This window comes from Devosia sp. 1635, from assembly GCF_013185955.1.
In the GTDB taxonomy this organism is placed as follows: Bacteria; Pseudomonadota; Alphaproteobacteria; order Rhizobiales; family Devosiaceae; genus Devosia.
Genome location: NZ_JABAOM010000001.1, coordinates 417,767 through 443,653, shown reverse-complemented (window position 1 = coordinate 443,653; position 25,887 = coordinate 417,767). Strand labels below are relative to the sequence as shown.

At 63.1% G+C, this 25,887-nt stretch carries 24 protein-coding genes; 13 read left to right on the top strand and 11 right to left on the bottom strand.

Annotated elements, in window-relative coordinates; translation table 11 throughout:
• Complete coding sequence (locus HRU92_RS02215) at positions 1-966, top strand: ABC transporter permease (RefSeq protein ID WP_172122831.1); 966 nt, start codon at positions 1-3, stop codon at positions 964-966.
• A 94-nt stretch (positions 967-1,060) separates the two neighbouring features.
• Positions 1,061-2,020 carry a UDP-glucuronic acid decarboxylase family protein gene (locus HRU92_RS02210; RefSeq protein ID WP_127752443.1) on the top strand — a complete coding sequence of 320 codons (960 nt, stop codon included), beginning with the start codon at positions 1,061-1,063 and terminating at the stop codon, positions 2,018-2,020.
• 16 nt (positions 2,021-2,036) lie between these two features.
• Here the strand turns inward: HRU92_RS02210 and HRU92_RS02205 are convergent, their stop codons facing one another.
• From HRU92_RS02205 to HRU92_RS02195, 3 genes are all read right to left on the bottom strand, one after another.
• Entirely contained in the window at positions 2,037-3,341 is a 1,305-nt protein-coding gene (locus HRU92_RS02205; RefSeq protein WP_172122830.1) for a UDP-glucose/GDP-mannose dehydrogenase family protein, read from the bottom strand.
• Positions 3,342-3,471: 130 nt separating this feature from the next.
• Positions 3,472-3,612, bottom strand: coding sequence for a hypothetical protein (locus tag HRU92_RS02200; RefSeq protein WP_164854759.1), 141 nt, complete (start codon positions 3,610-3,612; stop codon positions 3,472-3,474).
• A gap of 281 nt (positions 3,613-3,893) precedes the next feature.
• Complete coding sequence (locus HRU92_RS02195) at positions 3,894-6,041, bottom strand: Wzz/FepE/Etk N-terminal domain-containing protein (protein WP_172122829.1); 2,148 nt, start codon at positions 6,039-6,041, stop codon at positions 3,894-3,896.
• Positions 6,042-6,287: 246 nt separating this feature from the next.
• Here HRU92_RS02195 and rfbA point away from each other — a divergent pair, with 246 nt between their 5' ends.
• The 7 genes from rfbA to cysN all read left to right on the top strand — a co-directional run bounded on the left by rfbA (position 6,288) and on the right by cysN (position 13,681).
• Complete coding sequence (rfbA, locus tag HRU92_RS02190; protein ID WP_172122828.1) at positions 6,288-7,160, top strand: glucose-1-phosphate thymidylyltransferase RfbA; 873 nt, start codon at positions 6,288-6,290, stop codon at positions 7,158-7,160.
• 11 nt (positions 7,161-7,171) lie between these two features.
• Positions 7,172-7,723 (top strand): dTDP-4-dehydrorhamnose 3,5-epimerase, encoded by a 552-nt coding sequence (rfbC, locus tag HRU92_RS02185; RefSeq protein ID WP_172122827.1) that lies wholly within the window; start codon positions 7,172-7,174, stop codon positions 7,721-7,723.
• Between the two features lie 29 nt (positions 7,724-7,752).
• Entirely contained in the window at positions 7,753-8,811 is a 1,059-nt protein-coding gene (gene rfbB, locus HRU92_RS02180) for a dTDP-glucose 4,6-dehydratase (protein WP_173087498.1), read from the top strand.
• A gap of 3 nt (positions 8,812-8,814) precedes the next feature.
• The gene (rfbD, locus tag HRU92_RS02175; RefSeq protein WP_172122825.1) at positions 8,815-9,696 is read left to right on the top strand and encodes a dTDP-4-dehydrorhamnose reductase; all 882 of its coding nucleotides are present in this window, start codon (positions 8,815-8,817) and stop codon (positions 9,694-9,696) included.
• A 325-nt stretch (positions 9,697-10,021) separates the two neighbouring features.
• Positions 10,022-10,846 carry a 3'(2'),5'-bisphosphate nucleotidase CysQ gene (gene cysQ, locus HRU92_RS02170; protein WP_172122824.1) on the top strand — a complete coding sequence of 275 codons (825 nt, stop codon included), beginning with the start codon at positions 10,022-10,024 and terminating at the stop codon, positions 10,844-10,846.
• Between the two features lie 85 nt (positions 10,847-10,931).
• Complete coding sequence (gene cysD, locus HRU92_RS02165) at positions 10,932-11,783, top strand: sulfate adenylyltransferase subunit CysD (RefSeq protein WP_248307003.1); 852 nt, start codon at positions 10,932-10,934, stop codon at positions 11,781-11,783.
• Positions 11,783-13,681 (top strand): sulfate adenylyltransferase subunit CysN, encoded by a 1,899-nt coding sequence (cysN, locus tag HRU92_RS02160; RefSeq protein ID WP_173087496.1) that lies wholly within the window; start codon positions 11,783-11,785, stop codon positions 13,679-13,681. Before cysD ends, cysN begins: the two co-directional genes overlap by 1 nt.
• A 60-nt stretch (positions 13,682-13,741) precedes the next feature.
• Here the strand turns inward: cysN and HRU92_RS02155 are convergent, their stop codons facing one another.
• The 7 genes from HRU92_RS02155 to HRU92_RS02125 all read right to left on the bottom strand — a co-directional run bounded on the left by HRU92_RS02155 (position 13,742) and on the right by HRU92_RS02125 (position 21,105).
• Positions 13,742-14,518 carry an SDR family oxidoreductase gene (locus tag HRU92_RS02155; protein ID WP_172122821.1) on the bottom strand — a complete coding sequence of 259 codons (777 nt, stop codon included), beginning with the start codon at positions 14,516-14,518 and terminating at the stop codon, positions 13,742-13,744.
• A gap of 2 nt (positions 14,519-14,520) precedes the next feature.
• Entirely contained in the window at positions 14,521-15,798 is a 1,278-nt protein-coding gene (locus HRU92_RS02150; protein ID WP_172122820.1) for an L-fuconate dehydratase, read from the bottom strand.
• A gap of 89 nt (positions 15,799-15,887) precedes the next feature.
• Complete coding sequence (locus HRU92_RS02145; RefSeq protein ID WP_172122819.1) at positions 15,888-16,832, bottom strand: ABC transporter substrate-binding protein; 945 nt, start codon at positions 16,830-16,832, stop codon at positions 15,888-15,890.
• A 96-nt stretch (positions 16,833-16,928) separates the two neighbouring features.
• On the bottom strand, positions 16,929-17,933 hold the full coding sequence (locus tag HRU92_RS02140) for an ABC transporter permease (RefSeq protein ID WP_173087494.1): 1,005 nt from the start codon (positions 17,931-17,933) through the stop codon (positions 16,929-16,931).
• Entirely contained in the window at positions 17,930-19,441 is a 1,512-nt protein-coding gene (locus HRU92_RS02135) for a sugar ABC transporter ATP-binding protein (RefSeq protein ID WP_172124893.1), read from the bottom strand. The genes HRU92_RS02140 and HRU92_RS02135 overlap by 4 nt, the downstream gene beginning before the upstream one ends.
• A gap of 14 nt (positions 19,442-19,455) precedes the next feature.
• Positions 19,456-20,343, bottom strand: a complete 888-nt coding sequence (locus HRU92_RS02130) for an amidohydrolase family protein (RefSeq protein ID WP_172122818.1) — start codon at positions 20,341-20,343, stop codon at positions 19,456-19,458.
• Between the two features lie 12 nt (positions 20,344-20,355).
• Complete coding sequence (locus HRU92_RS02125; protein ID WP_172122817.1) at positions 20,356-21,105, bottom strand: SDR family oxidoreductase; 750 nt, start codon at positions 21,103-21,105, stop codon at positions 20,356-20,358.
• A 109-nt stretch (positions 21,106-21,214) separates the two neighbouring features.
• Between HRU92_RS02125 and HRU92_RS02120 the strand changes: the two genes are divergently transcribed.
• A complete protein-coding gene (locus HRU92_RS02120; RefSeq protein WP_172122816.1) occupies positions 21,215-21,991 on the top strand; it encodes a helix-turn-helix domain-containing protein in 777 nt (258 codons plus the stop codon).
• A 5-nt stretch (positions 21,992-21,996) separates the two neighbouring features.
• Here HRU92_RS02120 and HRU92_RS02115 read toward each other — a convergent pair whose 3' ends face one another.
• Positions 21,997-22,452, bottom strand: coding sequence for an RbsD/FucU domain-containing protein (locus tag HRU92_RS02115; RefSeq protein WP_172122815.1), 456 nt, complete (start codon positions 22,450-22,452; stop codon positions 21,997-21,999).
• A gap of 232 nt (positions 22,453-22,684) precedes the next feature.
• Between HRU92_RS02115 and HRU92_RS02110 the strand changes: the two genes are divergently transcribed.
• The 3 genes from HRU92_RS02110 (at position 22,685) to cydB (ending at position 25,819) form a co-directional block, all read left to right on the top strand.
• Positions 22,685-23,122, top strand: a complete 438-nt coding sequence (locus tag HRU92_RS02110) for a DUF1236 domain-containing protein (RefSeq protein WP_164854758.1) — start codon at positions 22,685-22,687, stop codon at positions 23,120-23,122.
• Positions 23,123-23,394: 272 nt separating this feature from the next.
• Positions 23,395-24,819: a cytochrome ubiquinol oxidase subunit I gene (locus HRU92_RS02105; RefSeq protein WP_172122814.1), complete on the top strand. Its 1,425-nt coding sequence runs from the start codon at positions 23,395-23,397 to the stop codon at positions 24,817-24,819.
• Positions 24,815-25,819 (top strand): cytochrome d ubiquinol oxidase subunit II, encoded by a 1,005-nt coding sequence (gene cydB / locus HRU92_RS02100; RefSeq protein ID WP_172124891.1) that lies wholly within the window; start codon positions 24,815-24,817, stop codon positions 25,817-25,819. The genes HRU92_RS02105 and cydB overlap by 5 nt, the downstream gene beginning before the upstream one ends.
• Positions 25,820-25,887: the final 68 nt, after the last annotated feature.

The window sequence follows — 25,887 nt, the reverse complement described above, 5'->3', positions numbered from 1 at the left end:
ATGCTCACCCTCCTTCGCCGCTATGGCACCCTCCTTGGCTTTGCGCTGATCCTCGTCACCTTCTGGGTGCTGCTGCCGGACACCTTCATGACCGCCCGCAACTGGCTCAATATCAGCCAGCAGATGAGCATGCTGATCGTGGTTGCTGCCGGCATGACCATCGTGATGGTGATGGGCGACTTCGATCTCAGCGTTGGCTCCATGGCGAGCCTAGCCGGCATTGTGGTCGCCATTCTGTTCACCTTTGGCGTGCCGATCTGGGCCGCCGTGGGCATTGGCCTCCTCGTCGGCGTCGTGGGTGGGGCGATCAACGGCGCGCTGATCGCCTATGTCGGCATCCTCCCCTTTGTCGCGACCCTTGCCACCCTCACCATGGTGTCGGGCGTCGCTTTCGTCGTCAGCGGCGGCAAGACCATTTCGGGCCGCGCGATCCCTACCGAGTTCGGCGATTTCGCCCGCGGCGGCCTACCGCTGGGTGAATGGGGCGGCGTTGCCATCGCCATCCCGAACCTTACGCTCCTCGCCATTGCCGTGGCCGCGCTCGCCTGGGCCCTCCTCGAGCAGACCACTTTTGGCCGCCGGCTGTACGCCATGGGCGGCAATATGGAGGCGGCCCATCTCAGCGGCGTGGCCGTGCGCAAGCTCAAGCTCATCGCCTTTGCCCTCACTGGGGGCTCGGCGGCCCTCGCCGGCATCATGTATGCCAGCCGCGTCGCTTCCGCCAACCCGACCCAGGGCAGCGGGCTTATGCTCAACGCCATTGCCGCGGTGTTTCTGGGCTCCACCCTTTCGGAGCACGGCGAGCCGCGCCTGCTCTACACCATCGTCGGCGTGCTGATCCTCGGTATCCTAGACAACGGCCTCACCCAGCTCAGCGTCGATAGCTATGTGCGGCAGATCCTTGTCGGTGGCATTATTCTCCTCGCCGTTTCAGCCAGTTCGCTCAGCCGCCGCGTGCGACGCTGAACTCGCGCGCGGCCCGCGACACGCAAAAGTCCTTGCTGGCACCGCCCGGAGGCTTTACGCGCAAGCTACAAACCTTGAATTTGACGGAGTCTGCATGAGCAAGCGCATTTTGGTCACGGGTGGCGCCGGGTTCATCGGCTCGCATCTTTGCGCAAAACTGCTCGACGAAGGCAATGAAGTGCTGTGCGTCGACAATCTCTTTACCGGCCGGCGCCGCAATATCGAAGCCTTGCTCGACAACAAGCGCTTCGAGTTCATGCGCCACGACGTGACCTTCCCCCTTTATGTGGAAGTGGACCAGATCTACAACCTGGCCTGTCCCGCTTCGCCGGTGCACTACCAGTTCGATCCGGTCCAGACCACCAAGACCAGCGTCATGGGCGCCATCAACATGCTCGGGCTCGCCAAGCGCCTGCGCGTGCCGGTGCTGCAAGCCTCGACCTCGGAAGTCTATGGCGATCCGGAGGTGCATCCCCAGCACGAAGGCTATTGGGGTCATGTGAACCCGATCGGCCCGCGCTCCTGCTATGACGAAGGCAAGCGCTGCGCCGAAACCCTGTTCTTTGATTATCACCGCCAGCATGATGTGCAGATCAAGGTGATCCGCATCTTCAACACCTATGGCCCCAACATGCACCCGGCCGATGGTCGCGTCGTGTCCAACTTCATCGTCCAGGCGCTGCAGGGCAAGCCGATCACCGTTTACGGCACCGGCAACCAGACCCGCTCATTCTGCTATGTCAGCGACCTCGTGGACGCCATGCACCGCATGATGAATACTGGACCGGAAGTCACCGGCCCGATCAATACCGGCAATCCGGTGGAGTTCACCATTGGCCAACTGGCCGAGCTTGTGGTGGAGCTGACCAATTCAGGCTCCAAGGTCGTGTACACCGATCTGCCGGTGGATGACCCCAAGCAGCGCAAGCCCGATATCAGCAAGGCACGCGACGTGCTGGGCTGGGAGCCGAATGTGGCGCTGCGCGAGGGTCTGGAAAAGACCATCGCGTTTTTCCGCGACACCATCGAGCAGCAGCCACTGGCCGCCGAATAGGCCCGTGCGGGCGCCCTTAGGGGCGCCCGACACTCGCATAGCGGAAGCCGGCCGCTTCCACTTCCTTGCCGCGATACACATTGCGCAGGTCCACAAGGGTATGGGCGTTCATCGTCCCCTTGAGCCGCTCGAGATCGAGCGAGCGGAACTCGCTCCACTCCGTCACCAGCACCAGGCACTCGGCGCCGTCTGCCGCGTCATAGGCATCCCGCGCATAATGGATGTCGGGCATCATCGCCTTGGCCGCTTCCATGCCCTCGGGGTCATAGGCGCGGATCTTGGCGCCCGCATCGAGCAGTGACTGCACGATGGAGAGCGATGGCGCGTCGCGCATGTCGTCGGTATTGGGCTTGAAGGTCAGGCCCAGCACCGCCACGGTCTTGCCGCGCACTTCCCCACCCATCGCCGCGATCACCTTGCGCCCCATGGCGCGCTTGCGCCCGTCATTGATGGCGATAGTGGTTTCCACCAGCCGCATCGGCGCCTCGTGGTCCTGGCCGGACTTGGCGAGGGCCGACGTGTCCTTGGGAAAGCACGACCCGCCATAGCCCGGGCCGGCATGGAGGAACTTGGTGCCGATGCGGTTGTCGAGCCCCATGCCGCGCGCGACGTCCTGCACATTGGCGCCGACTTTTTCGCAGAGATCGGCCATCTCGTTGATGAAGGTGATCTTCATCGCCAGAAACGCATTGGCGGCATATTTGATCAACTCGGAGGTGCGCCGACCCGTGAACATCAGCGGCCCCTGGTTGAGGTAAAGCGGGCGATACACCTCGGTCATCGGCTCTCGCGCCCGCTCGTCCTCGATGCCGATGACGATGCGGTCGGGCAGCTTGAAATCATGGATCGCCGCCCCTTCACGCAAGAACTCGGGGTTGGACACCACCACGACGTCCGCATTTGGATTGGTCTCGCGGATGATGCGCTCGACCTCGTCGCCCGTACCCACCGGCACGGTGGATTTGGTGACAACGACGGTAAAGCCCGTCACCGCCTCGGCGATGGAAGCGGCGGCGGCATAGACATAGGAGAGGTCGGCATGACCGTCGCCATTGCGCGCCGGCGTTCCCACCGCAATGAACACCACATCCGCATCCCTGACCGCTTCGGCGAGGTCCGTCGTAAACAGCAGGCGCCCGGCGGCGGCATTATCCACCACCAACTGGTCGAGACCGGGTTCGAAAATCGGGATTTCCCCGCGCTTGAGCGCTTCGATCTTGGTTTCGTTCAGATCAACGCAGGTCACCGTATGGCCAAAATCGGCAAAGCACGCGCCGCTGACCAACCCCACATAACCGGTTCCCACAACAGCAATATGCATCAACAATCCCCACGCAACAGTGAGGGATCACTTAGCAGAGCCAGAGTACCGGTAGAAGTGTCGCTGTTTGCGGGCGGGCTATGCCGTAGTTTCGCCGTTTGGGCGGGAACCGAATGGGATCCCAGTCGGGCTAAAAGAACAGCTGCAGCACGGCCCAAAAGCCAATGATGCAAAGCGCCAGCACGATCCAGCTCAGGGCCACAAAGCCAAGCACGATCCAGCCTCGCGCAATGGGCAACCGCTCTCGTTTGCTCAGGGCTTGCGTCGTCATGCCCGGTTCTCCGGCCGTTTCGGACGGCGGCTTGGCTAGGGCATGAGGATCCGGCTTAATCATTAAACTTGCGTTAACCCCCGCTGCGGCTGACTTGGTGCAGGTGCTGAGAACAAAGTGCCAATTGGGCATGGCCTTGGCGTGCGCGCCACCAAAACCCGGCTGAAACGGTTGGCTAAACAGTGCCGGTGCGCGCGGCTTGTTTCGTTACTTAGGTAATTCTATCAAGATACGCGAAGACCCGCAACATTGCCGCCCCGGGCTGACCGGCACGATTGGGCTCAAGCCGGATCGACATAATAGCCGCCATAATGGGCCTCATAGCGCGAGCGCGGCACCTCCTCTCCGTTGAGCACGACCAGTACGGGCGCACCGGGCCGCACCGCTTCATCGAGCGCGGCGAGCCCCTTCTTGGCATCAGTCTGTGGCGTGCTCGCCCAGCGCACCACAAAGATCGCCGCCGTGGCAAAGCGCGCCAGATAAAGCCCGTCCACCACCGGGGCGAGCGGGGGCGAATCGATCACCACGACCTCGAAGGACTCCGCTGCCGCCTCGATTAACCGCCGGAAGCCGCCCCCCGCTACCAGCTGGTCCGTCGGAATATCGCTGCGCCTGGCGCCCATCAGCACGGTTAATTCAGTGTGCGGGTCTTTGCGGATCAGCGAAGCAATGCTGAGGCTTTCGCTCTTGTCAGCCAGGAAGTCGAGCAATCCCTCGGATGGCTCCAAGTCAAGCGCCTTGTGGATACTGGGCTTTCTCAGATCCCCGTCAATCAAGAGGGTCAAGCGCCCCGCCAGCGCATAGGAGCGCGCCAGCGCTAGGGCGGCAATGGTCTTGCCTTCGTCGGGGAGCGTGGAGGTTACCACCACAATCTCGCTGGTGCCGGGTTTGGTGTTGCCGGCGAACTGGTCGATCGAGCCCTGGATGCGGCGCACCGCTTCCGAGAACGCCGACAAGGGCGCATGGACCAGTGCATCGGCCGGCGCCGTGATGCCCCGGCGCCCCGGCTTGTGCATTGGGAGTGCCGCCGCCACGCGGTGGCGCAGCACCGCCTCGGCTTGCTGCTCGGAGGTGAAGCCGCCAAGAAAATTCTCGTAAAGAAAGGCGCAGCCGACGCCGAGCCCCAGCCCCGCAAATGCCGCAAGAAACAAAGTTGTCCCCGGGTTGGGAAAGCTGGGGCGGGTCGGCTCAAGTGCGGGCGACACGATACGGCTATCGGCGACCTGCAGCGACGCCTGTGCATCCAAATCCTGGACGCGCGCCAGCAGCATTTCATATTGGCGTCGTGCCAGTGCCGCCCCTTGCTGGAGTTCATACATGCCCGTGACCACGTCGGCGGGCAATTGGGTGCCCAGCACATTCTGGCGCATCTGCTGGCGCAGCACCTGTTCGCGGCCCTCGGCCCGGGTCATCTGGGTGCGCAGTGTGCCAAGCGCTGCGGTCGCGGTTTGCTGCAGGCGGCCTTCCACCTCATCGAGTTGCGAGCGCATTTGCGGGAAGGCGGGTGACTCCGGCGCCGTCGTGGCGAGCGAGGCGCTGATCTCCACCCTTTCGCGCTCCAGATCGCGCAACGCATCCGAGCCCAGCAGCTCCGCGCTGCCCTGCCAATCGGCCAAAGCTACCTGCCGGGACAGCTGATCCGCCAGGCCCGCTTGCTGGCTCCGCTCCGCCTGCAATTGGTCGATCTGCGCACGCAACTGTGCAATTGTGCTTCCCGCGCCCTCGGCATCGATCCGGATAAGGTTGTCGTCAATGAACTGGTCGAACGCACCCTCACTGGCAAGGATGGCAGCCCGCCCCTGGTTGATGCGCTCCTGCAGCACGTCGCGCGACACAAGCGTGCTGTCGATCTTGCCGCGCACCTGCTGCTCGATATAGGCCTCGGCCACCGCATTGGCGAGTTGCGCCGCGGCGGCGGGATCGCTCGAGCGCGCCTCGACGGCAATGAGATAGGTCAGGCCCCGCCGCTCCGCACTCACCGCCGCGCGCAGCGTGTTGAGCACCTCGCCTTGCACCTCGCGCCCCTCCGGGACGGGCGGCCCTAGGTGCAGAAAGGCCATGATGCTGTCCCGCAGCCCCAGACCCGGCGCAAATTGCGGATCGGCGAGCAGGTTCTCGTCCTCGATCACCTGCAGCAGCACCCGGTCGGAGCGCACCAGTTCCACTTCGCTTTCCACCCGCGCATTGTCGCTGCCGACCGTGGCCGACTGATTTTGCGGGTTCAGCAGATCCTTGCTCGCCGGATCCACCTGTACCAGCGCGCTCGCCGTATAAACCGGCTGCAGCAAGAGGCTCACCAGCACCGCCCCACCCGCAACGAGGGCTGCGATCAGGAGGATCAGCCGCGTTTGCCGCCGCAGCAGCCCCACAATGGCGCGCAGATCGATGGGGGCATCCTCGGCTGGCACCTCCTGGCTGAACATGGTCATGCGCGCTTCCCCCAGCGGCGCGCCTTGCCCCACGCGCCCGTGCCGGACGCACGGCTCCAGCACCACCCCATAGTGTCCTACGGGTTTAGACTTACAAGCCTTTTCTGCGCCTCCGGCGCGGCAATCTAAGCAGATTGTTGTAGGGGGGCGCGCGCCTTCGCTCCTCCTGGTTAGCGCGGCTCAATTGACCCCACTCGGTGGCCCGTACAGCCTTGCTGCAGGCGGGGGCGCTGGGGACCAAAGACCATGAAGGGCATCATTCTGGCGGGGGGCAGTGGCACGCGGCTGTTTCCGGTGACCCAGGCCGTTTCCAAGCAGCTGATGCCAGTCTACGACAAGCCGATGATCTATTATCCGCTGGCCACCCTGATGCTGGCGGGGATCCGCGAGATCCTCCTCATCACCACGCCCGATGACCAGGTCAGCTTCCAGCGCCTCCTCGGCGATGGCGCGCAATGGGGTCTCTCGCTGCATTATGCCGTGCAACCCCAGCCCAATGGCCTGGCCGAAGCCTTCGTGATTGGCGCCCCGTTCCTCCAGGGCGGCCCCTCCGCCCTCGTGCTGGGCGACAACGTGTTCTACGGCCACGGCCTGCCCGAATTGCTGCGCTCCGCCGTGTCGCGGCCCGCTGGCGCCACCGTCTTTGCCTATCATGTGGCCGATCCCGAGCGTTACGGCGTGGTGGAATTCGATGGCGCCATGCAGGCCCTTTCCATCGAGGAAAAGCCGCGCGCGCCCAAATCCAACTGGGCCGTGACCGGGCTCTACTTCTACGACAGCCAGGTGGTCGACATCGCCGCCAATCTCTCTCCCTCCCCCCGGGGCGAGCTCGAGATCACCGATGTCAACCGCGCCTATCTCGAGCGCGGCCAGCTCGCCGTCGAGCTGATGGGCCGCGGCTATGCCTGGCTCGATACCGGCACCCCCGATAGCCTCCTCGATGCCTCCCAATTCGTCGGCACGCTGGAAAAGCGCCAGGGCGTCAAGATTTCCTGCCCCGAGGAAGTGGCCTTTCGCATGGGCTATATCGATCGCTGCGGCCTTGAACGGCGCGCCCAAGCGCTGGGGAAAAGCGACTACGGCCGCTACCTGTTCAAGATCCTGGCCGAAGACAGCTGAGGCCGCACCCCATGCAGATCCAGAGCCTCGCCATCCCAGACGTCAAGATCATCACGCCCGTTCGCCATGCCGACGAGCGCGGCTTTTTCTCGGAAGTCTATAACAGCGCCGCGCTCCTCGCCCACGGCATCGATATCCCGTTTGTGCAGGACAACCAGTCCCTCTCAGTCCCCCAGGGCACGGTGCGGGGCCTGCATTTCCAGACCGCCCCCTTTGCCCAGGCCAAGCTCGTCCGGGTGCTGCGCGGCGCCATCTTCGATGTGGCGGTGGATCTGCGGCAGAACTCCCCGACATTTGGCCAGCATGTGAGCGCTGTTCTCACCGCTGCTGAGGGCAACCAGATCCTTGTGCCCATCGGCTTTGCCCATGGCTTTGCCACGCTCGAGCCGAACACCGAAATCCTCTACAAGGTCAGCGCGTCCTATTCGCGCGAGCATGACAAGGGCTTGTTGTGGAACGATGCGGCGCTGGGCATCCCCTGGCCGGTCGCGGCTGATGCGGCGGTGCTGTCGGCCAAGGATCGGGCGCAACCAACCCTGTCGCAAATCGGCAATCCGTTCTAGGGCGCCGCGGGCGCGAAGGAGGCAAGACCATGCGGGTTCTGGTAACGGGAGGAGCGGGCTTTATCGGCTCGGCCGTGGTGCGCCATCTGGTGCTCGAGCGCGGATATGAGGTGCTCAATGTCGACAAGCTCACCTATGCCGGCAATCTGAGCTCCCTGCGCGCCGTCGAAAACCACCCCGGCTATCGCCTCCTGCGCGCTGATATTGCCGACCGCGCCGCTATGGCCGAGGCCTTCACCAGCTTTGCGCCGCAGCGCGTCATGCACCTGGCCGCCGAAACCCATGTGGACCGCTCCATCACCGGGGCCGCCGATTTCATGCACACCAATGTCATGGGCACCTTTGCGCTGCTCGAGGCGGCGCGGGCATACTGGTCAGGCCTTGAGGGCGAAGACAGAGAAAAATTCGGCTTCCTCCATGTCTCGACCGACGAGGTTTATGGCTCGCTTGGGCCTGAGGGCCTGTTCAGCGAAACCACGCCCTATGATCCCTCCTCCCCCTATTCGGCGTCGAAAGCCGCTTCCGATCACCTCGCCCACGCCTGGCATCGCACCTATGGCCTGCCGGTCGTCGTTTCCAACTGCTCCAATAATTACGGCCCCTTCCACTTTCCCGAAAAACTCATTCCCTTGACCATCCTCAAGGCGCTGCGCGGCGAACCCCTCCCGGTCTATGGCAAGGGCGAGAATGTGCGCGATTGGCTTTATGTGGAGGACCATGCCCGCGCCCTCGACCTCATCGCCGAGCATGGCCGCCCCGGCCAGACCTATAATGTCGGCGGGCGCAATGAGCGGCGCAATATCGATGTCGTCACACGCATCTGCGTGGTGCTCGACACGCTGCGCCCCGAAACCGCACCCCATGGCGAGTTGATCGCGTTCGTCGAGGATCGTCCCGGCCACGACCAGCGCTATGCCATTGATGCCACCAAACTCGAAACCGAACTGGGTTGGCGGGCAGAGGAAACCTTCGACACCGGGATCGAAAAAACCGTGCGCTGGTATCTCGACAACAGCTGGTGGTGGCAGCCCCTCGAAAACCGCTATGCCGGCCAACGCCTGGGCGTCATCGCCGGCGGCAAGGCCTGAGCCATGCGCCTGCTTGTTACCGGCAGCAAAGGCCAGCTGGTCACGGCCCTGCTCGAGCGCGGCGCCGCCGCCGGGGTCGAGATTATCCCCGTCGGGCGTCCTCAGCTCGACCTCGCCGACCCCACCACCATCGCGCCCGCGATCGCCGCGGCAAAACCCGATGCCATCATCTCGGCCGCGGCCTATACCGCGGTTGACAAGGCGCAAAGCGAGCGCGAGCTGGCCTTTGCCGTTAATGCCATCGGGCCAGGTGCTGTTGCCGGAGCCGCTGCGCAGCTGAACCTGCCGGTGATCCATATCTCCACCGACTACGTCTTCAACGGCGCCGCACCCCGGCCCTATCGGGAAACCGACCTTACCGCGCCGCTCGGCATTTATGGTGCTTCCAAGCTGGCCGGCGAACACGCCGTGGCCGCCGCCACCCCCAACCACGCCATCTTGCGCACCGCTTGGGTGTATTCCCCTTTTGGCGCCAATTTCCTCAAGACCATGCTTCGCCTTGCCGCCGAGCGCCCCGAAATCAATGTTGTCGCCGATCAGCTGGGCAACCCTACCGCCGCTCTCGATCTGGCTGATGCCATTCTCCAGGTCGCGGGCAACCTCGTCGCCAGCCCTGATGAGGCGCTGCGCGGGATTTTTCATTGCGCCGGCACGGGCGATGCCAGCTGGGCCGATTTCGCGACCGAAATCATGGCTATCTCGGAAGGCCTGGGCGGCCCCGCCGCCACCATCCACCCCATCCCCACCAGCGCCTATCCGACCCCTGCCCCGCGTCCCGCCAATTCGCGTCTCGATTGCAGCAAGCTGCGCGCGACGCACGGCGTTGTCATGCCCCCCTGGCAGCAGTCCACCCAGCACACCGTTGAGCGGCTCCTTCGTGCCTGAACTATGCCCGCTCATCCCGCCATTGTTGCAGCGCGGCGCCACCGCGATCCCAATCCGCGCTCCGCACCAAATGGGGACAAGTTTCTACAGCTGGCGCCGGGGAGAGGCACAACCGGCCTCGGCCGCGCACCCATGGTTCAGGCCCAGTGCGCCGCTCGCCCGGTCGCCGAAATTCCATGCCGCGCCGAAGTGGCAAACCAGGGCTTGGCGCTGCTCCGTCAACTTGACAGCCCCGCGGGGCAGGTCTTGATGCGGTCACGAACCTGCCTTGCGACCACCAGCTGCCGCCCCACTCCTGCCCCCTTGAGGGATCAACGATTGCGCCATGACTGAACTCAGCCTTGATGCCCTGCTCGATCTTGCCCTGGCCGCCGGGCGCGAGATCATGGCCGTTTATGGCGACGGCCCGATTGCGGTTGCCGGCAAGCCCGATGGCACGCCCGTCACCGAAGCCGACAAGCGCGCCGAAGCCGTGATCCTTGCCGGGCTCAAGCGTCTGGCGCCTTCCATCCCCGTAGTCGCGGAGGAAGAAGCCTCTGCCGGTCGCATCCCACCCACGGGCGAAAAGTTCTTTCTGGTCGATCCGCTGGATGGCACCAGGGAGTTCATCGCCCGCAATGGCGAGTTCACCGTCAATATCGCCCTGATCGAACGGGGCATACCCGTCTTGGGCGTGGTGTTCGCACCCGCGCTCGGGCTCATTTACGGCGGCGCCCATGCCGAGGCGATCGCCGGAACGGTGGTTGATTTCACCATCGCCGAGCGCCACCCCATCCGGGTGCGCCCGGCCAGTGGTCCCGCCATTGCCGTGGCCAGTCGCTCGCATGCGACACCCGAAACCGACCGATGGCTCGCCGGCCATGATGTGGCCTCCTATGTCACCCGCGGCTCCTCGCTCAAGTTCTGCATGCTGGCGGCCGGCGAAGCCGATATCTATCCTCGCTTCGGGCGCACCATGGAATGGGACACTGCAGCGGGTGACGCCGTGCTGCGCGCGGCGGGCGGCATCGTCACCCGCCCCGATGGCAGCCCTTTTTTGTACAACAAGCGCAATCAGGCCGATGACGTCGATTTCGCCAATTGCCCTTTCATCGCCTTTGGCGATCCCAAACTTGTTGCCCGATCGGCCCTGGCCCCTCTGGGCCAGTGATCGGCGCCACCCGCCCCGGAGCTTTAACGTGTCCGACCCCAAAGTGACCCATCTCAAGCGGCTCGAAGACGAGTCCATCCACATCATGCGCGAGGTGGCGGCCGAGTTCGCCAACCCGGTGATGCTGTATTCGATCGGCAAGGACTCCTCAGTCATGCTGCATCTGGCGAAGAAGGCCTTCTTTCCGTCCCCGCCCCCCTTCCCGCTCCTTCATGTCGATACGACCTGGAAGTTCCGCGAGATGATCCGCTTCCGCGACGAAGCGGCCGCCCGGGCCGGCATGAAGCTTATCGTCCACACCAATCAGGATGGCCTCGCCCAGGGGATCACCCCGTTCACTCACGGCTCCTCGCAATATACCGGGGTGATGAAGACTGACGCGCTCAAGCAGGCGCTGACGCTGCACAAATTCGACGCGGCCTTTGGCGGCGCCCGCCGCGACGAAGAGAAAAGCCGCGCCAAGGAGCGCATCTTTTCCTTCCGCACCGAAAACCACGGCTGGGATCCCAAGAACCAGCGCCCCGAGCTTTGGAACCTCTTTAATGCCCGCATCAAGCCGGGTGAATCGATCCGGGTATTTCCGCTCTCGAATTGGACCGAGCTCGACATCTGGCAATACATCCTCAAGGAAGCCATCCCCATCGTGCCGCTCTATTTCGCCGCCGAGCGCCCGGTGGTGGAGCGGGGCGGCCAATGGATCATGGTCGATGACGAGCGCCTGCCGCTCGGCGCCGGCGAACAGCCCCAGCTCAAACGCGTCCGCTTTCGCACCCTTGGCTGCTATCCCTTGACCGCCGCTATGGAATCCGACGCCACCACCCTCCCCGAAATCGTCGAGGAAATGCTGGTCGCGCGCACCTCGGAGCGCTCCGGCCGGCTGATCGACCATGACGAATCCGGCTCGATGGAAAAAAAGAAGCGCGAGGGCTATTTCTGATGAACGAGCTTGCAGCCCCCGGGAGCGATTTCGCGCAATACCTCACCCGCCACGAGGAAAAGGACCTGCTGCGCTTTTTGACCTGCGGCAGCGTCGATGACGGCAAGTCGACCCTGATCGGCCGCCTGCTCTACGATACCAAACTCCTGATGGAGGACCAGCTCGCCACTCTAGAGCGCGACTCGCGCAAGCACGGCACCGTGGGCGAGGACATCGACTTCGCCCTCCTCGTCGATGGGCTCGAAGCCGAGCGCGAACAGGGCATCACCATCGATGTGGCCTACCGGTTCTTCGCCACCGACAAGCGCAAGTTCATTGTCGCCGACACCCCCGGCCACGAGCAATATACCCGCAACATGGCGACCGGCGCCTCCACCGCCGATCTGGCCGTCATCCTGATCGATGCGCGCAAGGGCGTTCTCACCCAAACCCGACGCCATTCCTTCATCACCTCGCTGCTGGGCATCCGCAACATCGTCCTGGCCGTCAACAAAATCGATCTGGTGGATTACTCACAGGACGTCTTCGACCGCATCGTCGCCGACTATCAGAGCTTCGCGGCCGGGCTCAACTTTGCCGCCATAACGCCCATTCCCCTGTCCGCCCGCTTTGGCGACAATGTCATGGCCCGCAGCGCCAATCTGGGCTGGTACACCGGTCCGACCCTGGTGCAGCATCTGGAAAGCGTACCGGTGGGTACGGCTGCGGCAGACGCACCTTTCCGTATGCCGGTGCAGTGGGTCAATCGGCCCAATCTCAACTTCCGCGGTTTCGCCGGCACGATCTGTTCAGGTACCGTTCATCAAAATGGCGAGATTGTGGTTTGCGGCAGTGGCCGCACCTCGCGCATCCGCTCCATCGTCACTGCCGACGGCGAGCTGGCCAGTGCCTCTGCGGGCGCAGCCGTCACCCTCACCCTTGAAGACGAGGTCGATATCTCCCGCGGCGACGTGCTGGCAGATGCCACACAACGCCCTGAAATCTCTGATCAATTTGCCGCCCACGTCATCTGGATGAGTGACGAGCAACTCAATCCCGGCCGCTCCTACTGGATCAAAATCGGCACCCGCACGGTCAGCGCCAGCTTCACCGAGATCAAGCACAAGACAGACGTCAACAATTTCAGTAAGTTAGCCGCCAAAACCCTCGACCTCAACGAAGTCGGCCTCGTCAATCTCTCCACCCAGGAACCCGTCGCCTTCGAGCCCTACGCCCTCAACAAAACCATGGGCGGCTTCATCGTCATCGACCGGCTATCCAACCTGACGGTCGGCGCGGGGATGATCGAATTCGGCCTGCGCCGCGCCACCAATATCCATTGGCAAGCCCTTGACGTATCAAAGGAACTCCGCGCTTCCGCCAAGGGCCAAAAGCCGGTGGTACTGTGGTTCACCGGCCTCTCGGGCGCCGGCAAATCCACCATCGCCAACCTCGTCGAGAAGCGCCTCGCCTCCCTGGGCAAGCACACCTACCTGCTCGACGGCGACAATGTCCGCCACGGCCTCAACCGCGATCTCGGCTTCACCGAAGCCGACCGGGTGGAAAACATCCGCCGCGTCGCCGAAACCGCCAAACTCATGGTCGACGCCGGCCTCGTCGTCCTCGCCTCCTTCATCTCCCCCTTCCGCGCCGAGCGCAACATGGCCCGCGAAGCGCTCGAGCCGGGGGAGTTCATCGAAATTTATGTCGACACCCCGCTGGAAGTGGCTGAAAAACGTGATCCCAAAGGCCTTTACGGCCGCGCCCGCGCCGGCCTGATCAAGAACTTCACCGGCATCGACAGCCCCTATGAGGCGCCGGAGAACCCCGAACTGGTGCTCGCCGGCGGCACCCGCGAGCCCAGCGACCTCGCCGAAGAGGTGGTTGCCCATCTGCAGGCGCAGGGTTATCTCGACTAAAAAGAATGATGGGGGCGGACCACTCGGACCCGCCCCCTTCGCATTCCAGCTAAGTCCTTGTTACATCAAGGCGCGGTCGAGATGGGTATAGCCGCCATCGACGAACAGCCACTGCCCCGTCGTGTGGCTTGCCCGCGGCGACAAGAGGAACACCACCGTATCGGCGATCTCCTCGGCGGTGGTCATGCGCTTGCCCAGGGGAATGCGCTCGGTGATTTCCTTCAGCCGCGCCTCAGGATCGGCCGCCGACTGGATCCAGTTGGCATACATGGGCGTCATCACCTCGGCGGGGATCACGGCATTGACCCTGATGCCGTCATTGCGCAGGGACGCCGCCCATTCGCGCGTCAGGGAAAGCTGCGCCCCCTTGGCCGCGGTATAACCGCTATTGTTGCCCTGCCCCGTCAGCGCGGTCTTGGAGGAAATGTTGACGATCGCACCCTTGGTCTGGCGCAGCGCATCAAGGCAATGATGGGCCAGCGTATAGTAGTGCGTAAGGTTCTTTTCGAGCGAAGCCCGGAAGGCGTCGGGCCCTGCTTCAAGCCCCACGCCATCATTGAGCCCGGCATTGTTGACCAAGCCGTCGATGCGGCCATAGCTCTTGAGCGTTTCGGCAACGGCGGCCGCGCAGGCCGCATCGTCGCTCAGCTCGAACTTGATCAGCCGCGATCGGGGCGAGAGCGCGAGCAGATGATCGCGAAAGTCCTCAGCAAGCTCGCTGCGCGCGAAGATCACGGGAATGGCCCCTTCGGCGGCAAGGCCGAGGGTGATGGCCCCCCCAATGCCGGCGCCGCCGCCGGTGACGATGAAGACCTTGTCTTTGAGCTGCAGATCCATGCTCAGTTCCTGAACTGATAGGTTTGAAGGGAAGCGGGCTTCATCTCGATGGAAAAACCCGGCGCCGTGGGCGGCATATAGGCGGCATTCTCGATCACACAGGGGTCGAGGAAATGCTCATGCAGATGATCGACATATTCGATCACCCGCCCCTCCTTGGTGCCCGACACGACGAGATAGTCGATCATGGACAGGTGCTGCACATATTCGCACAGGCCGACGCCCCCGGCATGCGGCCACACCGGGAGATCGTATTTGGCCGCCATCAGCAGGACGGCCAGAACCTCATTGAGCCCGCCAATGCGGCAGGCATCGATCTGGACGATGTCGATGGCGCCGTCCTTGATGAACTGCTTGAACATGATGCGGTTCTGGCACATCTCGCCGGTCGCCACCTTGACCGGGAAGACCCCCTCGCGAATCGCCTTGTGCCCTGAAACATCATCGGGGCTCGTGGGCTCCTCAATGAAATAGGGCTTGAAGCGTGAGAGGGCATTGACCCACTCGATGGCTTCGCCGACTTCCCACACCTGGTTGGCATCGATCATCAGGAAGCGGTCAGGTCCCATTATCGAGCGCACGATTTCGAGGCGGCGGATATCGTCGTCACGATCGCGGCCGACCTTCATCTTGATGTGGTTGAAGCCTTGCTCGACCGCTTCGGTCGCGAGGCGCGTCAGCTTTTCGTTGGAATAACCCAGCCAGCCGGCGCTTGTGGTGTAGCACTGGTAGCCCTCGGCCCGCAGGGTCGCCATGCGCTCGGCCTTACCCGCTTCCGCCTTGCGGAAAATCGCGAGGGCCTCTTCGGGCGTGACGGCATCGGTGAGATAGCGGAAGTCGATGATCGAGACGAGCTCTTCGGGGCTCATCTCCCCCACCAAGTGCCAGACCGGCTTGCCGGCCTCCTTGGCGAGCAGGTCCCACACCGCGTTGACCACCGCGCCGGTCGCCAGATGCATGGCGCCCTTGTCGGGGCCGATCCAGCGCAGTTGGCTGTCGCCGGTCACATGGCGCCAGAACCGACCGGGATTTTCGCGGATCCAATCGAGTTCCAGCCCGACAATACGGGAACGCAGGGCCTCGATGGCAGCGCATACAACTTCATTGCCGCGCCCAATGGTGAAGGTCAGCCCATGGCCGGCCAACTCCTGGGCGTCGGTTTCGAGGATCACATAGGCGGCCGAGTAATCGGGATCGGGGTTCATCGCATCCGAGCCATCCAGCTGCTCGGAGGTTGGAAAGCGCAGGTCCAAAACCTGCAAATTGACTATCTTGCTCACGAAAAACTCCGAAGGAAGGCACTTGGCCGAAATCCATGCCGGAGGCAAAGCGCCCCCGGCAGGTAGGTGCAGGCTCTTGCGGCTGGCTCTTAATTGTAGAGCACCGCAGCGATCTCGGGATCGTTCATGTTGCTGGCGTCATAGAAGAAGAAGCCGGTGTCGATCACCTCGGGCAGTTCGCCGCCGTCGAGCGCCGTCACTGCCGCCTTGACGGTTTCATAGCCGATGCCCACCGGGTTCTGCGTGATGGCGCCGGCCATCAGCCCGCTCTCAACCATCCCCTTCTGGGCCGCGCCTGAGTCAAAGCCGATCACCACGACCTGGCTGCCCAATTCCTGCTTGCCATTGGCAACACCGATGGCCGACCCTTCATTGGTGCCGAAAATGCCCTTGAGGTCCGGATTAGCGAGGAGGATCGACTTGGTGATCTCGGTCGACTGCAGCTGGTCGCCGCCGCCATACTGAACCGACACGATCTCGATATCGGGATAGGCTTCGGCGATGCGGTTGACGAAGCCATCGCGCCGATCAATGCCGGTGCGGCTGGTCTGGTCATGGGCGACAACGGCGATCTTGCCGGAACCACCGATCAGCTCGGCCATCTTGTCGGCTGCAAGCGCTGCGGCAGCGACGTTGTCGGTGGTTGCGGTGGTCAGCGGGATGTCGCTGTCGACGCCCGAGTCAAAGGCGATCACCGGGATGCCGGCATCCTTGGCCTGCTGCAGCAGGGGCGTTGCCGCCTGGCTGTCGAGCGCCGCAAAGCCGATCGCAGCGGGATTGCGCGACAGGGCGGCTGCCAGCATGTCGATCTGACGATCGACCTGGGTTTCATTGTCCGGGCCTTCGAAGGTCACGGTCACGCCCAATTCTGCACCGGCCTTGTCGGCGCCGGCCTTCACGGCCTGCCAAAACTGGTGCTGGAACCCCTTCGAAATGAGCGCGATTTCGCGCGTTTCCTGCGCAAAGCTGGCACCGCCTGCAACCAAGAGAGCAAGGGCGCTGATTGCCCCAAGCAGGGTACGTCTGGTCGTCATGTTTTCCTCCCGAAGGGATCTGGTTATTTGCTGTAGCCAGAGGCGTTGCTCGCCTTCTTGGTGTTGGCGCCGGCGGCGCGATCGCTTGCTCGGCGCCTATAATTTACGGCGCCGCAGGATATCGGCGTAAACGGCGAGAATGATGATGAGCCCGGTAACCACGGTCTGCCATTCCTGCGCGACCGAAAGGATGCGCAGCCCATTGGCCAGAACCGAGATGATCAGCGCGCCGATCAGGGTGCCCAGCACGGTGCCACGCCCCCCGCTGAGCGAAGTGCCGCCAATCACCACCGCCGCAATGGCATCGAGCTCATAGCCCTGCCCCAGTGCTGGCTGGGCCGAGTTGAGGCGCGAAGCGATGAGCAGACCGGCGATTCCCACGACGCTGCCGGCAAGGGCATAAACGCCGATCTTCCAGCGATCGACATTGACGCCGGACAGGCGCACCGCTTCCTCGTTGGAACCCAGCGCAAAGGTGTAGCGCCCGAGCGCGGTCTTGCTGAGAACAAAGCTGATGACAATGGCGACAAGGAACAGGATCAGCACCCCATTGGGCACTGGCAGCGCCGGGATCACCGAGCCGATCAGCGAACCCTGCGCGATCTGGGTGAAGCCGGGCGTGTTGTTGAAATAGATCGGCTTGGTGCCCGAGATCACCAGCGACAAACCCTTGAGGATCAGCATCATGCCGAGCGTCGCGATAAAGGGCGGCACTTTGAGCTTGGCAATGATCGTGCCTGAGATCAGCCCGCTCGCCGTGCCCGCCAGGATGGCACCGACCACCCCGATGGGCAGCGGCAGGCCAAGATTGGTGAGAAGCACACCGGCGATCACCGCGCAAAAAGTCATGAGCGTACCCACGGACAGGTCGATGCCGCCGGTGATGATGACGATGGTGGCGGCAATGGCGAGCACGCCATTGACCGAGGTCGCCTGCAGGATCGCCAGCACATTGGCGGTTCGGAGGAAATTGGGTGAGGCAAGGCTGAACACGACGAGAAGCGCGATCAGACCGGAGAAAGCCAGCAGCTTGTGGTAGGCGCCCGATGAGCGGATGCCCGCAAGCAGGGCTGGCCGGTCGGCAGTGCCAATTGTGCTCATGATGCAGCCTTTCGCTCGAGTTCATCTGCACCTACGGCACTGGGCCGCAGCGTTGCCAAACGCATGATATCCTGCTGCGGGGCACCCGGGGGTAGAAAACCGGTTAGGCGCCCCTCGCACATCACCGCAATGCGGTGGCTGAGGCGCAGCACTTCGGGCAGTTCCGAGGAGATGACGATGATCGCACGCCCTTGCGCCGCGAGAGCATTGAGCAACTTGTAGATCTCGGACTTGGCCCCGATGTCGATGCCGCGCGTTGGCTCGTCAAAGATCAGGATGGGGCAATCGCGCAGCAGCCATTTGGCGATAACCACCTTTTGCTGGTTGCCCCCCGACAAGAGCCGCGCTTCCTGGGTATCGGACGGCGTCTTGATGGCGAGCTGCTTGATATAACCCTGCGCCGTCTGGCGCATCGCGCCGTCCCGAAGCACACCCGCAGCGCCCGTGAAGCGCTTCAAGGTCGCCAGCGCGATGTTGTTGCGCACGTCCATTCCCGTAGCGAGGCCGAAATGCTTGCGGTCTTCCGAAAGGTAACCGATGCCGGCGCGCACCGCATCCTGGGGGGAGCGGATACGGACCGGCTTGCCATCGACAAGAATCTCGCCCGCCTCGATCGGGTCGGCGCCGAAAATGGCGCGGGCCACCTCCGTGCGCCCGGCCCCCATCAGCCCGGCAAAGCCGAGGATCTCGCCCTTGCGCACGGAAAAGCTCACATCGCGGATTTCGCGGCCACGGGTAAGATTGCGCACTTCGAGCGCCACCGGCGCTGCCTGCGTATCGGGCACCACCGCCGTTTCGTTGCTGAGAGTACGGCCGACCATCATCTGGATGATGGTTTCGATCGGCGTTTCGGCCGCCGGGACCGTGCCGACATATTCGCCATCACGCATCACGGTGACGCGGTCGGCAATGCGCTTGAGCTCGTCCATCTTGTGGGAGATGTAGACGATCCCCACCCCTTCAGCCTTCAGCCGCCCGATGATGGTGAAAAGCTCGTTGATCTCGGCGTCGTTCAAGGCGGCGGTCGGCTCGTCCATGATGAGAACGCGCGAGCGATAGGACAGCGCCTTGGCGATTTCGACCATCTGCTGCTTGGCGATGGTGAGGCTTTCCACCGGCACGCGCGGATCGAGCGCCAGGTTCATGGAGCGGAAAATGGCCTCGGCCTGCCGGTTGAGCGCGCTTTCATCGAGCAGCAGCCCGCGGCGCGGTTCGCGGCCAATAAAGATGTTCTGCGCCGCTGTGAGATCCCGCATCAGCGCCAGTTCCTGATGGATGATGCTGATGCCCAGCGCCTGTGCTTCCCGCGGATTGCCAATGCTGGCGGCCTGGCCATCGACGAGGATTGTGCCCGCATCGGCGCTGTAAACACCGGAAAGGATTTTCATCAACGTCGACTTGCCGGCGCCGTTTTCCCCCATCAGCGCATGCACTTCCCCCGAGAGGAGCTCGAACTGGGCCCCCTTGAGCGCCCGTACGCCTGGGAACGACTTGTCGATTTCGGTCATGGCCACAAGGACGCTCACGCCGCAGCTCCTTCTGGCAAGCGATAGAACCGGGCGGCGTTGCCGCCGAGAACGGCCGCTTGTTCCGCTTGGGAAAGGTCGCCAAGCAGGCGATCAGTGACCTCGGTCCAGAACGCGAAAGGCGCCGCCAGCGTCAGCACTGGCCAATCTGAGCCCCAGAGCAGCCGGTCAGGGCCGAACCATTCCAGCAGGCGGTCCAGCACTGGTTGGAGCGTTTGCACCGCCATCTCGACTGTGCTGCGTTGCTCGGGAGCCATCTCGGTGAGGAGGCCCGAGAGCTTGCAGCAGATACGCGGGTCCTGCTCGAGTTCAGCCATGCCACTAAGCCACATCACGTGGCGCGGATCGTCTGCAGGGGCGGCGAGCGCGGGCTTGGCGGCATGGTCGATCACCACCGGCAGATCCGGGTAGCGGGCAGTGAATTGCCGCAGTGATGCGAGATTGCGCGGCATGACCAGGGCATCGAAGCTCAAGCCGTGCTCGAGCAGAGCCTCGATGGCGTCCGGACGCGGACGCGTCGCGATCCAGTCGGCCTCGTCGAGATCCTGCAGCATGGGGCGGACCCCCTTGAACAGGGGGAAGGTGGCCAATTGTGCGATGGTTTCGGCAGCATCTTGCGCTGCCAGGTCTACCCAGCCAACAACCCCGCCGCCTCGTGGATCGGCAGCGGCGACGTCCAGCAGGAAGCGGGTTTCAGCGACCGTGGGAGCCGCCTGAACCAGCATACGCCTTTCGATGCCCGCCTCTCGCGCGAGTGGGTCGAGGTCCTGCGGCCCCCAGTCGCGATAAATGGGAGCAAGGGCGGCGTTGTCTGGCTGCAGCCAGCCATAATCGCCCCGCCCCAGTTGCCAGAAGTGACAGTGGGAATCGATGCGCCCGGACATGATCTGAGCGGCCTAGATCGTTACGCCGCCGTCGACGACGACCGCCTGACCGGTAACGAAGCGCGATTCATCGGACAACAGGAACACCACCATGGGGGTGATGTCATCGACAGTGGCCAGGCGCCCCATGGGCTGGCGGGCGATGAAGTCCTTTTCGGCCTGCACCGGGTCGGCAGCGCTGGCGATGCGGCTGCGCAGGGAGGGCGTGTCCACGGTCGCCGGGCACAGCGCATTGCAGCGCAGGTTCTGCTTAACGAAATCGGCGGCAATGCCCTTGGTCAGGCCGATCACTGCAGCCTTGGTGGTGCCGTAAAGGAAGCGGTTCGGAAAACCCTTCACCGACGAGGCCATAGAGGCCATGTTTAGGATGGCGCCCCCGCCGGTCTGCTTGCCGCGCTCCAGCATTCCGGGCAGGAAGGCCTGGATGGTGTGGAACATGCTCTGCACATTCAGCGAGAAGCTGAATTCCCAGTCCTCCTCGGTGCAATCGAGCACGGTGCCGTTATGCACAAAGCCGGCGCAGTTGAAGAGGCCATCAAGCGGCGGCAGCTGGGCGGCCAGTGATTTGATGGCAGCACCATCGCGCATGTCGAGCACATGGGTGGTGATGGCCGCATTCTCGACTTCGAGGCTCGCGAGCCCTTCGGCATTGATGTCAACGGCGATCACTTCAGCGCCCTGCGCCGCGCAGGCCAGCGCACTGGCGCGCCCCATGCCCTGAGCCGCCGCCGAAATGAAGATCCGCTTGCCTTGCAGCCGCATATTGATTGCCCCCTCCAGTTCAATCTCGGACGCCGACGCGTCTCATATACAAATCATGTGTTCACAAATGAACCAAACCTGCAATAGAAAACAAGGGAGGGGGCACGCCATGACCAAATCTGCTGCTGCGCTTGCGGATGAGCGCGAGGACCGTTATCGCGCCCCGGCGCTGGACAAGGGCCTCGATATTCTGGAGCTGCTCTCGGAGCAGGCGGGCGGCTTGACCCGCGGCGAGATCGTCAAGGCGATGGGCCGCAGCCCGGGCGAAATCTATCGCATGCTCGAGCGGCTCGTCGTGCGCGACTATGTCAGCCGCTCGGCTGAGGGCGATCGCTACGCGCTGACGATGAAGCTCTTTGTGCTTGCCCATCGCCATCCCCCCGTGCGCCGGCTGGTGGCTCGGGCCATGCCACTGATGGACGGCTTTGCCCGGGAGATCGGGCAATCCTGCCACCTCGTGGCGCCGGACGCCGATAGCGGGATTGTCGTGGCGCAGGCCAGTTGTCCGGGCAATTGGGAATTTGGCATCCGGGTAGGCACCCATCTCGACCTGCTGTCCACCGGGTCAGGACTGCTGCTGCTGGCGTTTCAGGACCCGCATACGCGCGAGGAACTGCTGGTGCGCTGGGGAGGCACTGACAAGCCGGCGCGGCTACTCGACAGCGAAAAGGTACTCGCGGCGTACAAGGCGCAGGGCTTCCGCGTCGGACAAAGCCAGCAGCTGGTGGGGGTGGAAGACATCAGCGTGCCTGTGCTGTCGCCGGACGGCTTTGCCATTGCCGCCCTCACCTGCCCGTTCCTGCAGCGGCTGGACGGCACAGCACCCAATGCCAGTGCCGCGCTCGCCAGCCTTAAGGCTTTGGGTGAGAAACTATCCCTCAGCTAAGACTTTCAGCTGTTGGGCAAGACTTCGTCAGGGCCAAGCACACCTTTGCGGATGGCAAAATCGGCATAGGGCCGGCGCTCCTGCGTCCAGATCACAGCGTAAGCCTGCTTGGCCCGCTCGTAAAACGCATAGCGTTCGATACCGATCATGCGGAACTCGGTGCCTTCCAGCAACTGCATGACCTCCGCCTGGACCGGCACGGTCTCGTCGGGCGCGCCGACCACTTCCATCCGGGCGACAGCATCGGTGACATAAGTGTCGATCGGCATCACCGAGAGCACGGCCTGGACAGCACGCACAATGCCGCAATCCATGCGGATCGGCCGCCCGAAGACCGTGCTGCGCGCCACCGAATCGGCCGGGAAGTTGGAATCGGCGATGATCAGGTCGTCGCCATGCCCCATCGCTCGTAGTGCCAGTAGCGCCTCGGGGCTCAGCAGTGGATCAATCCCTTTTAGCATCCTTGATGTCCTTGGTGGTTGCAGCGTCGGAGGATGCAGTCTGGCCCGGATCTGGGCGGACAACAATGCCACCCTTCGGAAGAAGGAAGGCATAACCATCCCACGAGGCATCGCGCGGCAACGGAACCGAGTTCAGGCTAGGCCGTTCTGTCTGCCGCGGGGTAAGAGCGCAGTTTTTACGGCGCGAACCAAGGTGCACGAACGGGGCACCGGAACAATTTGGAGTATAACAATGAAGAAGATTCTCTTGGCTTCGGTGGCTGTTATCGCAATGGGCGTTAGCCCGGCATTTGCCCAGATCCTCAAGAACAACACGGATGCTGGCGCAGCTGTTGGAGCGACCTCAGGCGGTGTTGCTGGCGCCGTTGCCGGTGGGCTGATCTTCGGGCCGATCGGAGCGATCATCGGCGGCTTTACGGGCGCCACAATCGGTGCGGAAGCCGGCGTGGAGGCCAGCGACATTGATTATGTCCGCCTCAACCCAACCGAGCCAGTGGTCATCGATGGCGACGTCGACGTTGGTTATGTGGTTCCAGAAACCGTCGTGATCGCTCCGGTCGAGGGCCGCGACAATCTCGGTTACTTCTACACCGAAGATCGCGTCTACTTCGTGGATCTGGGCAACCGCTCCGTGATCTACTCGCCTGGTACGGTGGTTGCGGGCCAGTAAGCCCGTTTCAAGATCGGGAGCGGACCAGTCCGCTCCCCTTCCCGAAAGCCGCCCCCTCCTCCCGGGCGGCTTTCCTGTCTTTGGACCATATTGGAGGTCCACACGCGAACATGCGGGCCGTTTTGCCGCGGCCCCGGCGGATTGTGCTGCTGCGCACTTGGTGCCTACATACCGATCAGGCACCGCGCTCCGGCACCAGCTTCTTTCCCGAAAACGGGGGCGTTGGAGCTGGGCTGAAATAGAGTAGTTCGGCGTCTTGGCGGAGCGTTGTCATGACCTATGGCCTTACAGCAGAGCTCCTGGCGCGCATCCAATTCGCGTTCACGGTATCATTCCACTTCATCTTTCCCGCATTTTCCATCGGGCTGGCCAGCTTTCTTGCCGTCCTCAATGGTCTCTGGCTGTGGAAACGCGACCACGCCTATCTACGCCTGTTTGAATATTGGAAGACCATCTTTGCCGTAACCTTCGGCATGGGCGTGGTTTCAGGCATCGTGATGAGCTACCAGTTCGGCACAAACTGGTCCGTGTTCTCCGACCGCGCAGGCGCGGTTATTGGCCCCTTGATGGGCTATGAAGTGCTGACGGCGTTCTTCCTTGAAGCCGGTTTCCTCGGCATTGCTCTGTTTGGCCGTCAACGCGTGGGCGATACGCTCCACATGGTTGCAGTGTGTGCCGTGGCGTTGGGCACCCTGATCTCCGCTACCTGGATCACCTCAGCCAATAGCTGGATGCATACTCCGGCAGGCTACTCCGTCGCTGAGAACGGCATCTTCCTGCCCGAGGATTGGTGGGCGATCATCTTCAACCCCTCGTTCCCGTATCGTCTCACTCATACCGTGCTCGCCGCCTATCTCACCACTGCATTCACCGTCGGTGCCGTGGGTGCCTGGCATATGTTGCGGGACAGATCGAACCGTCAGGCACAGATCATGTTCTCCATGGCCATGTGGATGGCGGCCGTGGTCACCCCGTTGCAAATATTTGCTGGCGACCTGCAGGGGCTCAATACGCTCGAATATCAGCCAGCGAAGATCGCCGCCATGGAAGGGCATTATGAGACCCATACCGACGGCGCGCCGCTGATCCTGTTCGGGATTCCGGACGACAAGGCTGAAACGACCCATTTCGCAATCGAGATTCCCAAGCTCGGCTCGCTGATCCTGACCCACAAGCTCGATGGTGAGGTCAAAGGCCTTAAGGAGTGGGCACCTGAAGACCGTCCGCCAGCCTTGATCCCGTTCTTCACCTTCCGGATCATGGTCGGCATCGGCTTTCTGATGCTTGGCATCGGGCTGTGGTCACTATGGGCGCGCTGGCGCAAGACCCTTTTCACCAATTCATGGCTGCATCGCGCAGCGCTGGTGATGGGACCGTCCGGCTATGTTGCCGTGCTCGCGGGCTGGTACACCACGGAAGTTGGCCGCCAGCCCTACACTGTTTACGGCGTTATGCGCACCGCCGACAGCTTGTCACCTGTAGCGGCACCGGCAGTGGGCGCCTCTTTGACCGCGTTCATCATCGTTTACTTCGTCGTTTTCGGCGCGGGCGTCTTCTATCTGTTCCGGTTGATGCGCCGGCCGCCGATCCTAGAGGAAGATCACGAGCTCGACAAAGGCCCGCATCGCGCCTCCGGAATCATGCCCGGCCCCGCGCAGGAAGACCCGATCCGATCAGGAGGCGCCGGTGCCAATTGACCTTGATCTGCCAACAATCTGGGCCGGGATCATCGCCTTTGCGGTGCTGGCCTATGTGGTGCTGGACGGCTTTGATCTCGGGATCGGGATCCTGTTTCCCTTCTTCCCCAAGCGGCACGACCGCGATGTGATGACCAATTCCGTCGCCCCGGTATGGGACGGCAATGAAACTTGGCTGGTGCTGGGCGGCGGCGGGCTGATGGCGGTGTTCCCGGTGGCTTATGCCACCGTGCTACCGGCCCTCTACATGCCGATCATTCTGATGCTGCTCGGCCTGATCTTTCGCGGCGTTGCCTTCGAGTTTCGCTGGCGCACCCATCGCGGCTCTGCCTGGTGGGACAAGGGGTTCTGGATCGGCTCCACCTTGGCCGGGTTTACCCAGGGCATTGCGCTGGGTGCACTGGTGCAAGGTATCCGGGTCGAGGGGCGCTCCTATGCTGGAGGCTGGTGGGACTGGCTGTCGCCCTTTTCCGTGCTGTGCGGCGTCGCTGTTGTGGTTGGCTATGCCTTGCTGGGCGCAACCTGGCTCAACCTTAAGACCTCGGGGGAACTGCAGGCCCATGCGCGCAAAGTGGCGATGTGGTCGGGCGCGGGCCTGCTCGTGCTGATCGGCGTGGTCTCGCTGTGGAGCCCCTTCATCAACCAGGTTTACTTCGAGCGGTGGTTTGGCTGGCCCACGATGTTGTTTTCGGGCGTGGTTCCCCTGCTGCTGGCCGCCTGCGCCTTTGCCCTTTGGCAGGGGCTCGTAACCGACAAGCACTTGCAGCCCTTTCTCGCCGCGTTGGGGCTGTTTGTGTTGAGCTTTGCCGGGGTCGGCATCAGCTTTTACCCCTATATCGTGCCGGGCAGCTTTACTATCGAGGAAGCCGCGGCGCCCGATAGCTCCTTGCTTTTCCTGCTGGTTGGCGCTGTTGTTCTGGTGCCAATTATCCTGGCCTACACCGCCTATGCCTATTGGGTGTTTCGCGGCAAGATCGACCCGGAGGAGGGCTACCATTGACCGGCCCCCGTTCAAGGGCCAGCCAATGGTTGTGGTTCGTTGGCCTGTGGATCGCGGGGGTTGCGGCT

What these genes read in the sequence shown, in the direction of transcription:
- rfbD (WP_172122825.1), top strand. Translation starts at nt 8,815, where the DNA reads ATGCGCCTGCTTGTTACCGGCAGCAAAGGCCAGCTGGTCACGGCCCTG.
- HRU92_RS02125 (WP_172122817.1), bottom strand. Translation starts at nt 21,105, where the DNA reads ATGCGGCTGCAAGGCAAGCGGATCTTCATTTCGGCGGCGGCTCAGGGC.
- HRU92_RS02215 (WP_172122831.1), top strand. Translation starts at nt 1, where the DNA reads ATGCTCACCCTCCTTCGCCGCTATGGCACCCTCCTTGGCTTTGCGCTG.
- HRU92_RS02145 (WP_172122819.1), bottom strand. Translation starts at nt 16,832, where the DNA reads ATGACGACCAGACGTACCCTGCTTGGGGCAATCAGCGCCCTTGCTCTC.
- HRU92_RS02135 (WP_172124893.1), bottom strand. Translation starts at nt 19,441, where the DNA reads ATGACCGAAATCGACAAGTCGTTCCCAGGCGTACGGGCGCTCAAGGGG.
- cysQ (WP_172122824.1), top strand. Translation starts at nt 10,022, where the DNA reads ATGACTGAACTCAGCCTTGATGCCCTGCTCGATCTTGCCCTGGCCGCC.
- HRU92_RS02200 (WP_164854759.1), bottom strand. Translation starts at nt 3,612, where the DNA reads ATGACGACGCAAGCCCTGAGCAAACGAGAGCGGTTGCCCATTGCGCGA.
- rfbC (WP_172122827.1), top strand. Translation starts at nt 7,172, where the DNA reads ATGCAGATCCAGAGCCTCGCCATCCCAGACGTCAAGATCATCACGCCC.
- HRU92_RS02115 (WP_172122815.1), bottom strand. Translation starts at nt 22,452, where the DNA reads ATGCTAAAAGGGATTGATCCACTGCTGAGCCCCGAGGCGCTACTGGCA.
- rfbA (WP_172122828.1), top strand. Translation starts at nt 6,288, where the DNA reads ATGAAGGGCATCATTCTGGCGGGGGGCAGTGGCACGCGGCTGTTTCCG.
- rfbB (WP_173087498.1), top strand. Translation starts at nt 7,753, where the DNA reads ATGCGGGTTCTGGTAACGGGAGGAGCGGGCTTTATCGGCTCGGCCGTG.
- HRU92_RS02140 (WP_173087494.1), bottom strand. Translation starts at nt 17,933, where the DNA reads ATGAGCACAATTGGCACTGCCGACCGGCCAGCCCTGCTTGCGGGCATC.
- HRU92_RS02155 (WP_172122821.1), bottom strand. Translation starts at nt 14,518, where the DNA reads ATGGATCTGCAGCTCAAAGACAAGGTCTTCATCGTCACCGGCGGCGGC.
- cysD (WP_248307003.1), top strand. Translation starts at nt 10,932, where the DNA reads ATGCGCGAGGTGGCGGCCGAGTTCGCCAACCCGGTGATGCTGTATTCG.
- HRU92_RS02120 (WP_172122816.1), top strand. Translation starts at nt 21,215, where the DNA reads ATGACCAAATCTGCTGCTGCGCTTGCGGATGAGCGCGAGGACCGTTAT.
- cysN (WP_173087496.1), top strand. Translation starts at nt 11,783, where the DNA reads ATGAACGAGCTTGCAGCCCCCGGGAGCGATTTCGCGCAATACCTCACC.
- HRU92_RS02105 (WP_172122814.1), top strand. Translation starts at nt 23,395, where the DNA reads ATGACCTATGGCCTTACAGCAGAGCTCCTGGCGCGCATCCAATTCGCG.
- HRU92_RS02130 (WP_172122818.1), bottom strand. Translation starts at nt 20,343, where the DNA reads ATGTCCGGGCGCATCGATTCCCACTGTCACTTCTGGCAACTGGGGCGG.
- HRU92_RS02195 (WP_172122829.1), bottom strand. Translation starts at nt 6,041, where the DNA reads ATGACCATGTTCAGCCAGGAGGTGCCAGCCGAGGATGCCCCCATCGAT.
- HRU92_RS02210 (WP_127752443.1), top strand. Translation starts at nt 1,061, where the DNA reads ATGAGCAAGCGCATTTTGGTCACGGGTGGCGCCGGGTTCATCGGCTCG.
- HRU92_RS02205 (WP_172122830.1), bottom strand. Translation starts at nt 3,341, where the DNA reads ATGCATATTGCTGTTGTGGGAACCGGTTATGTGGGGTTGGTCAGCGGC.
- HRU92_RS02110 (WP_164854758.1), top strand. Translation starts at nt 22,685, where the DNA reads ATGAAGAAGATTCTCTTGGCTTCGGTGGCTGTTATCGCAATGGGCGTT.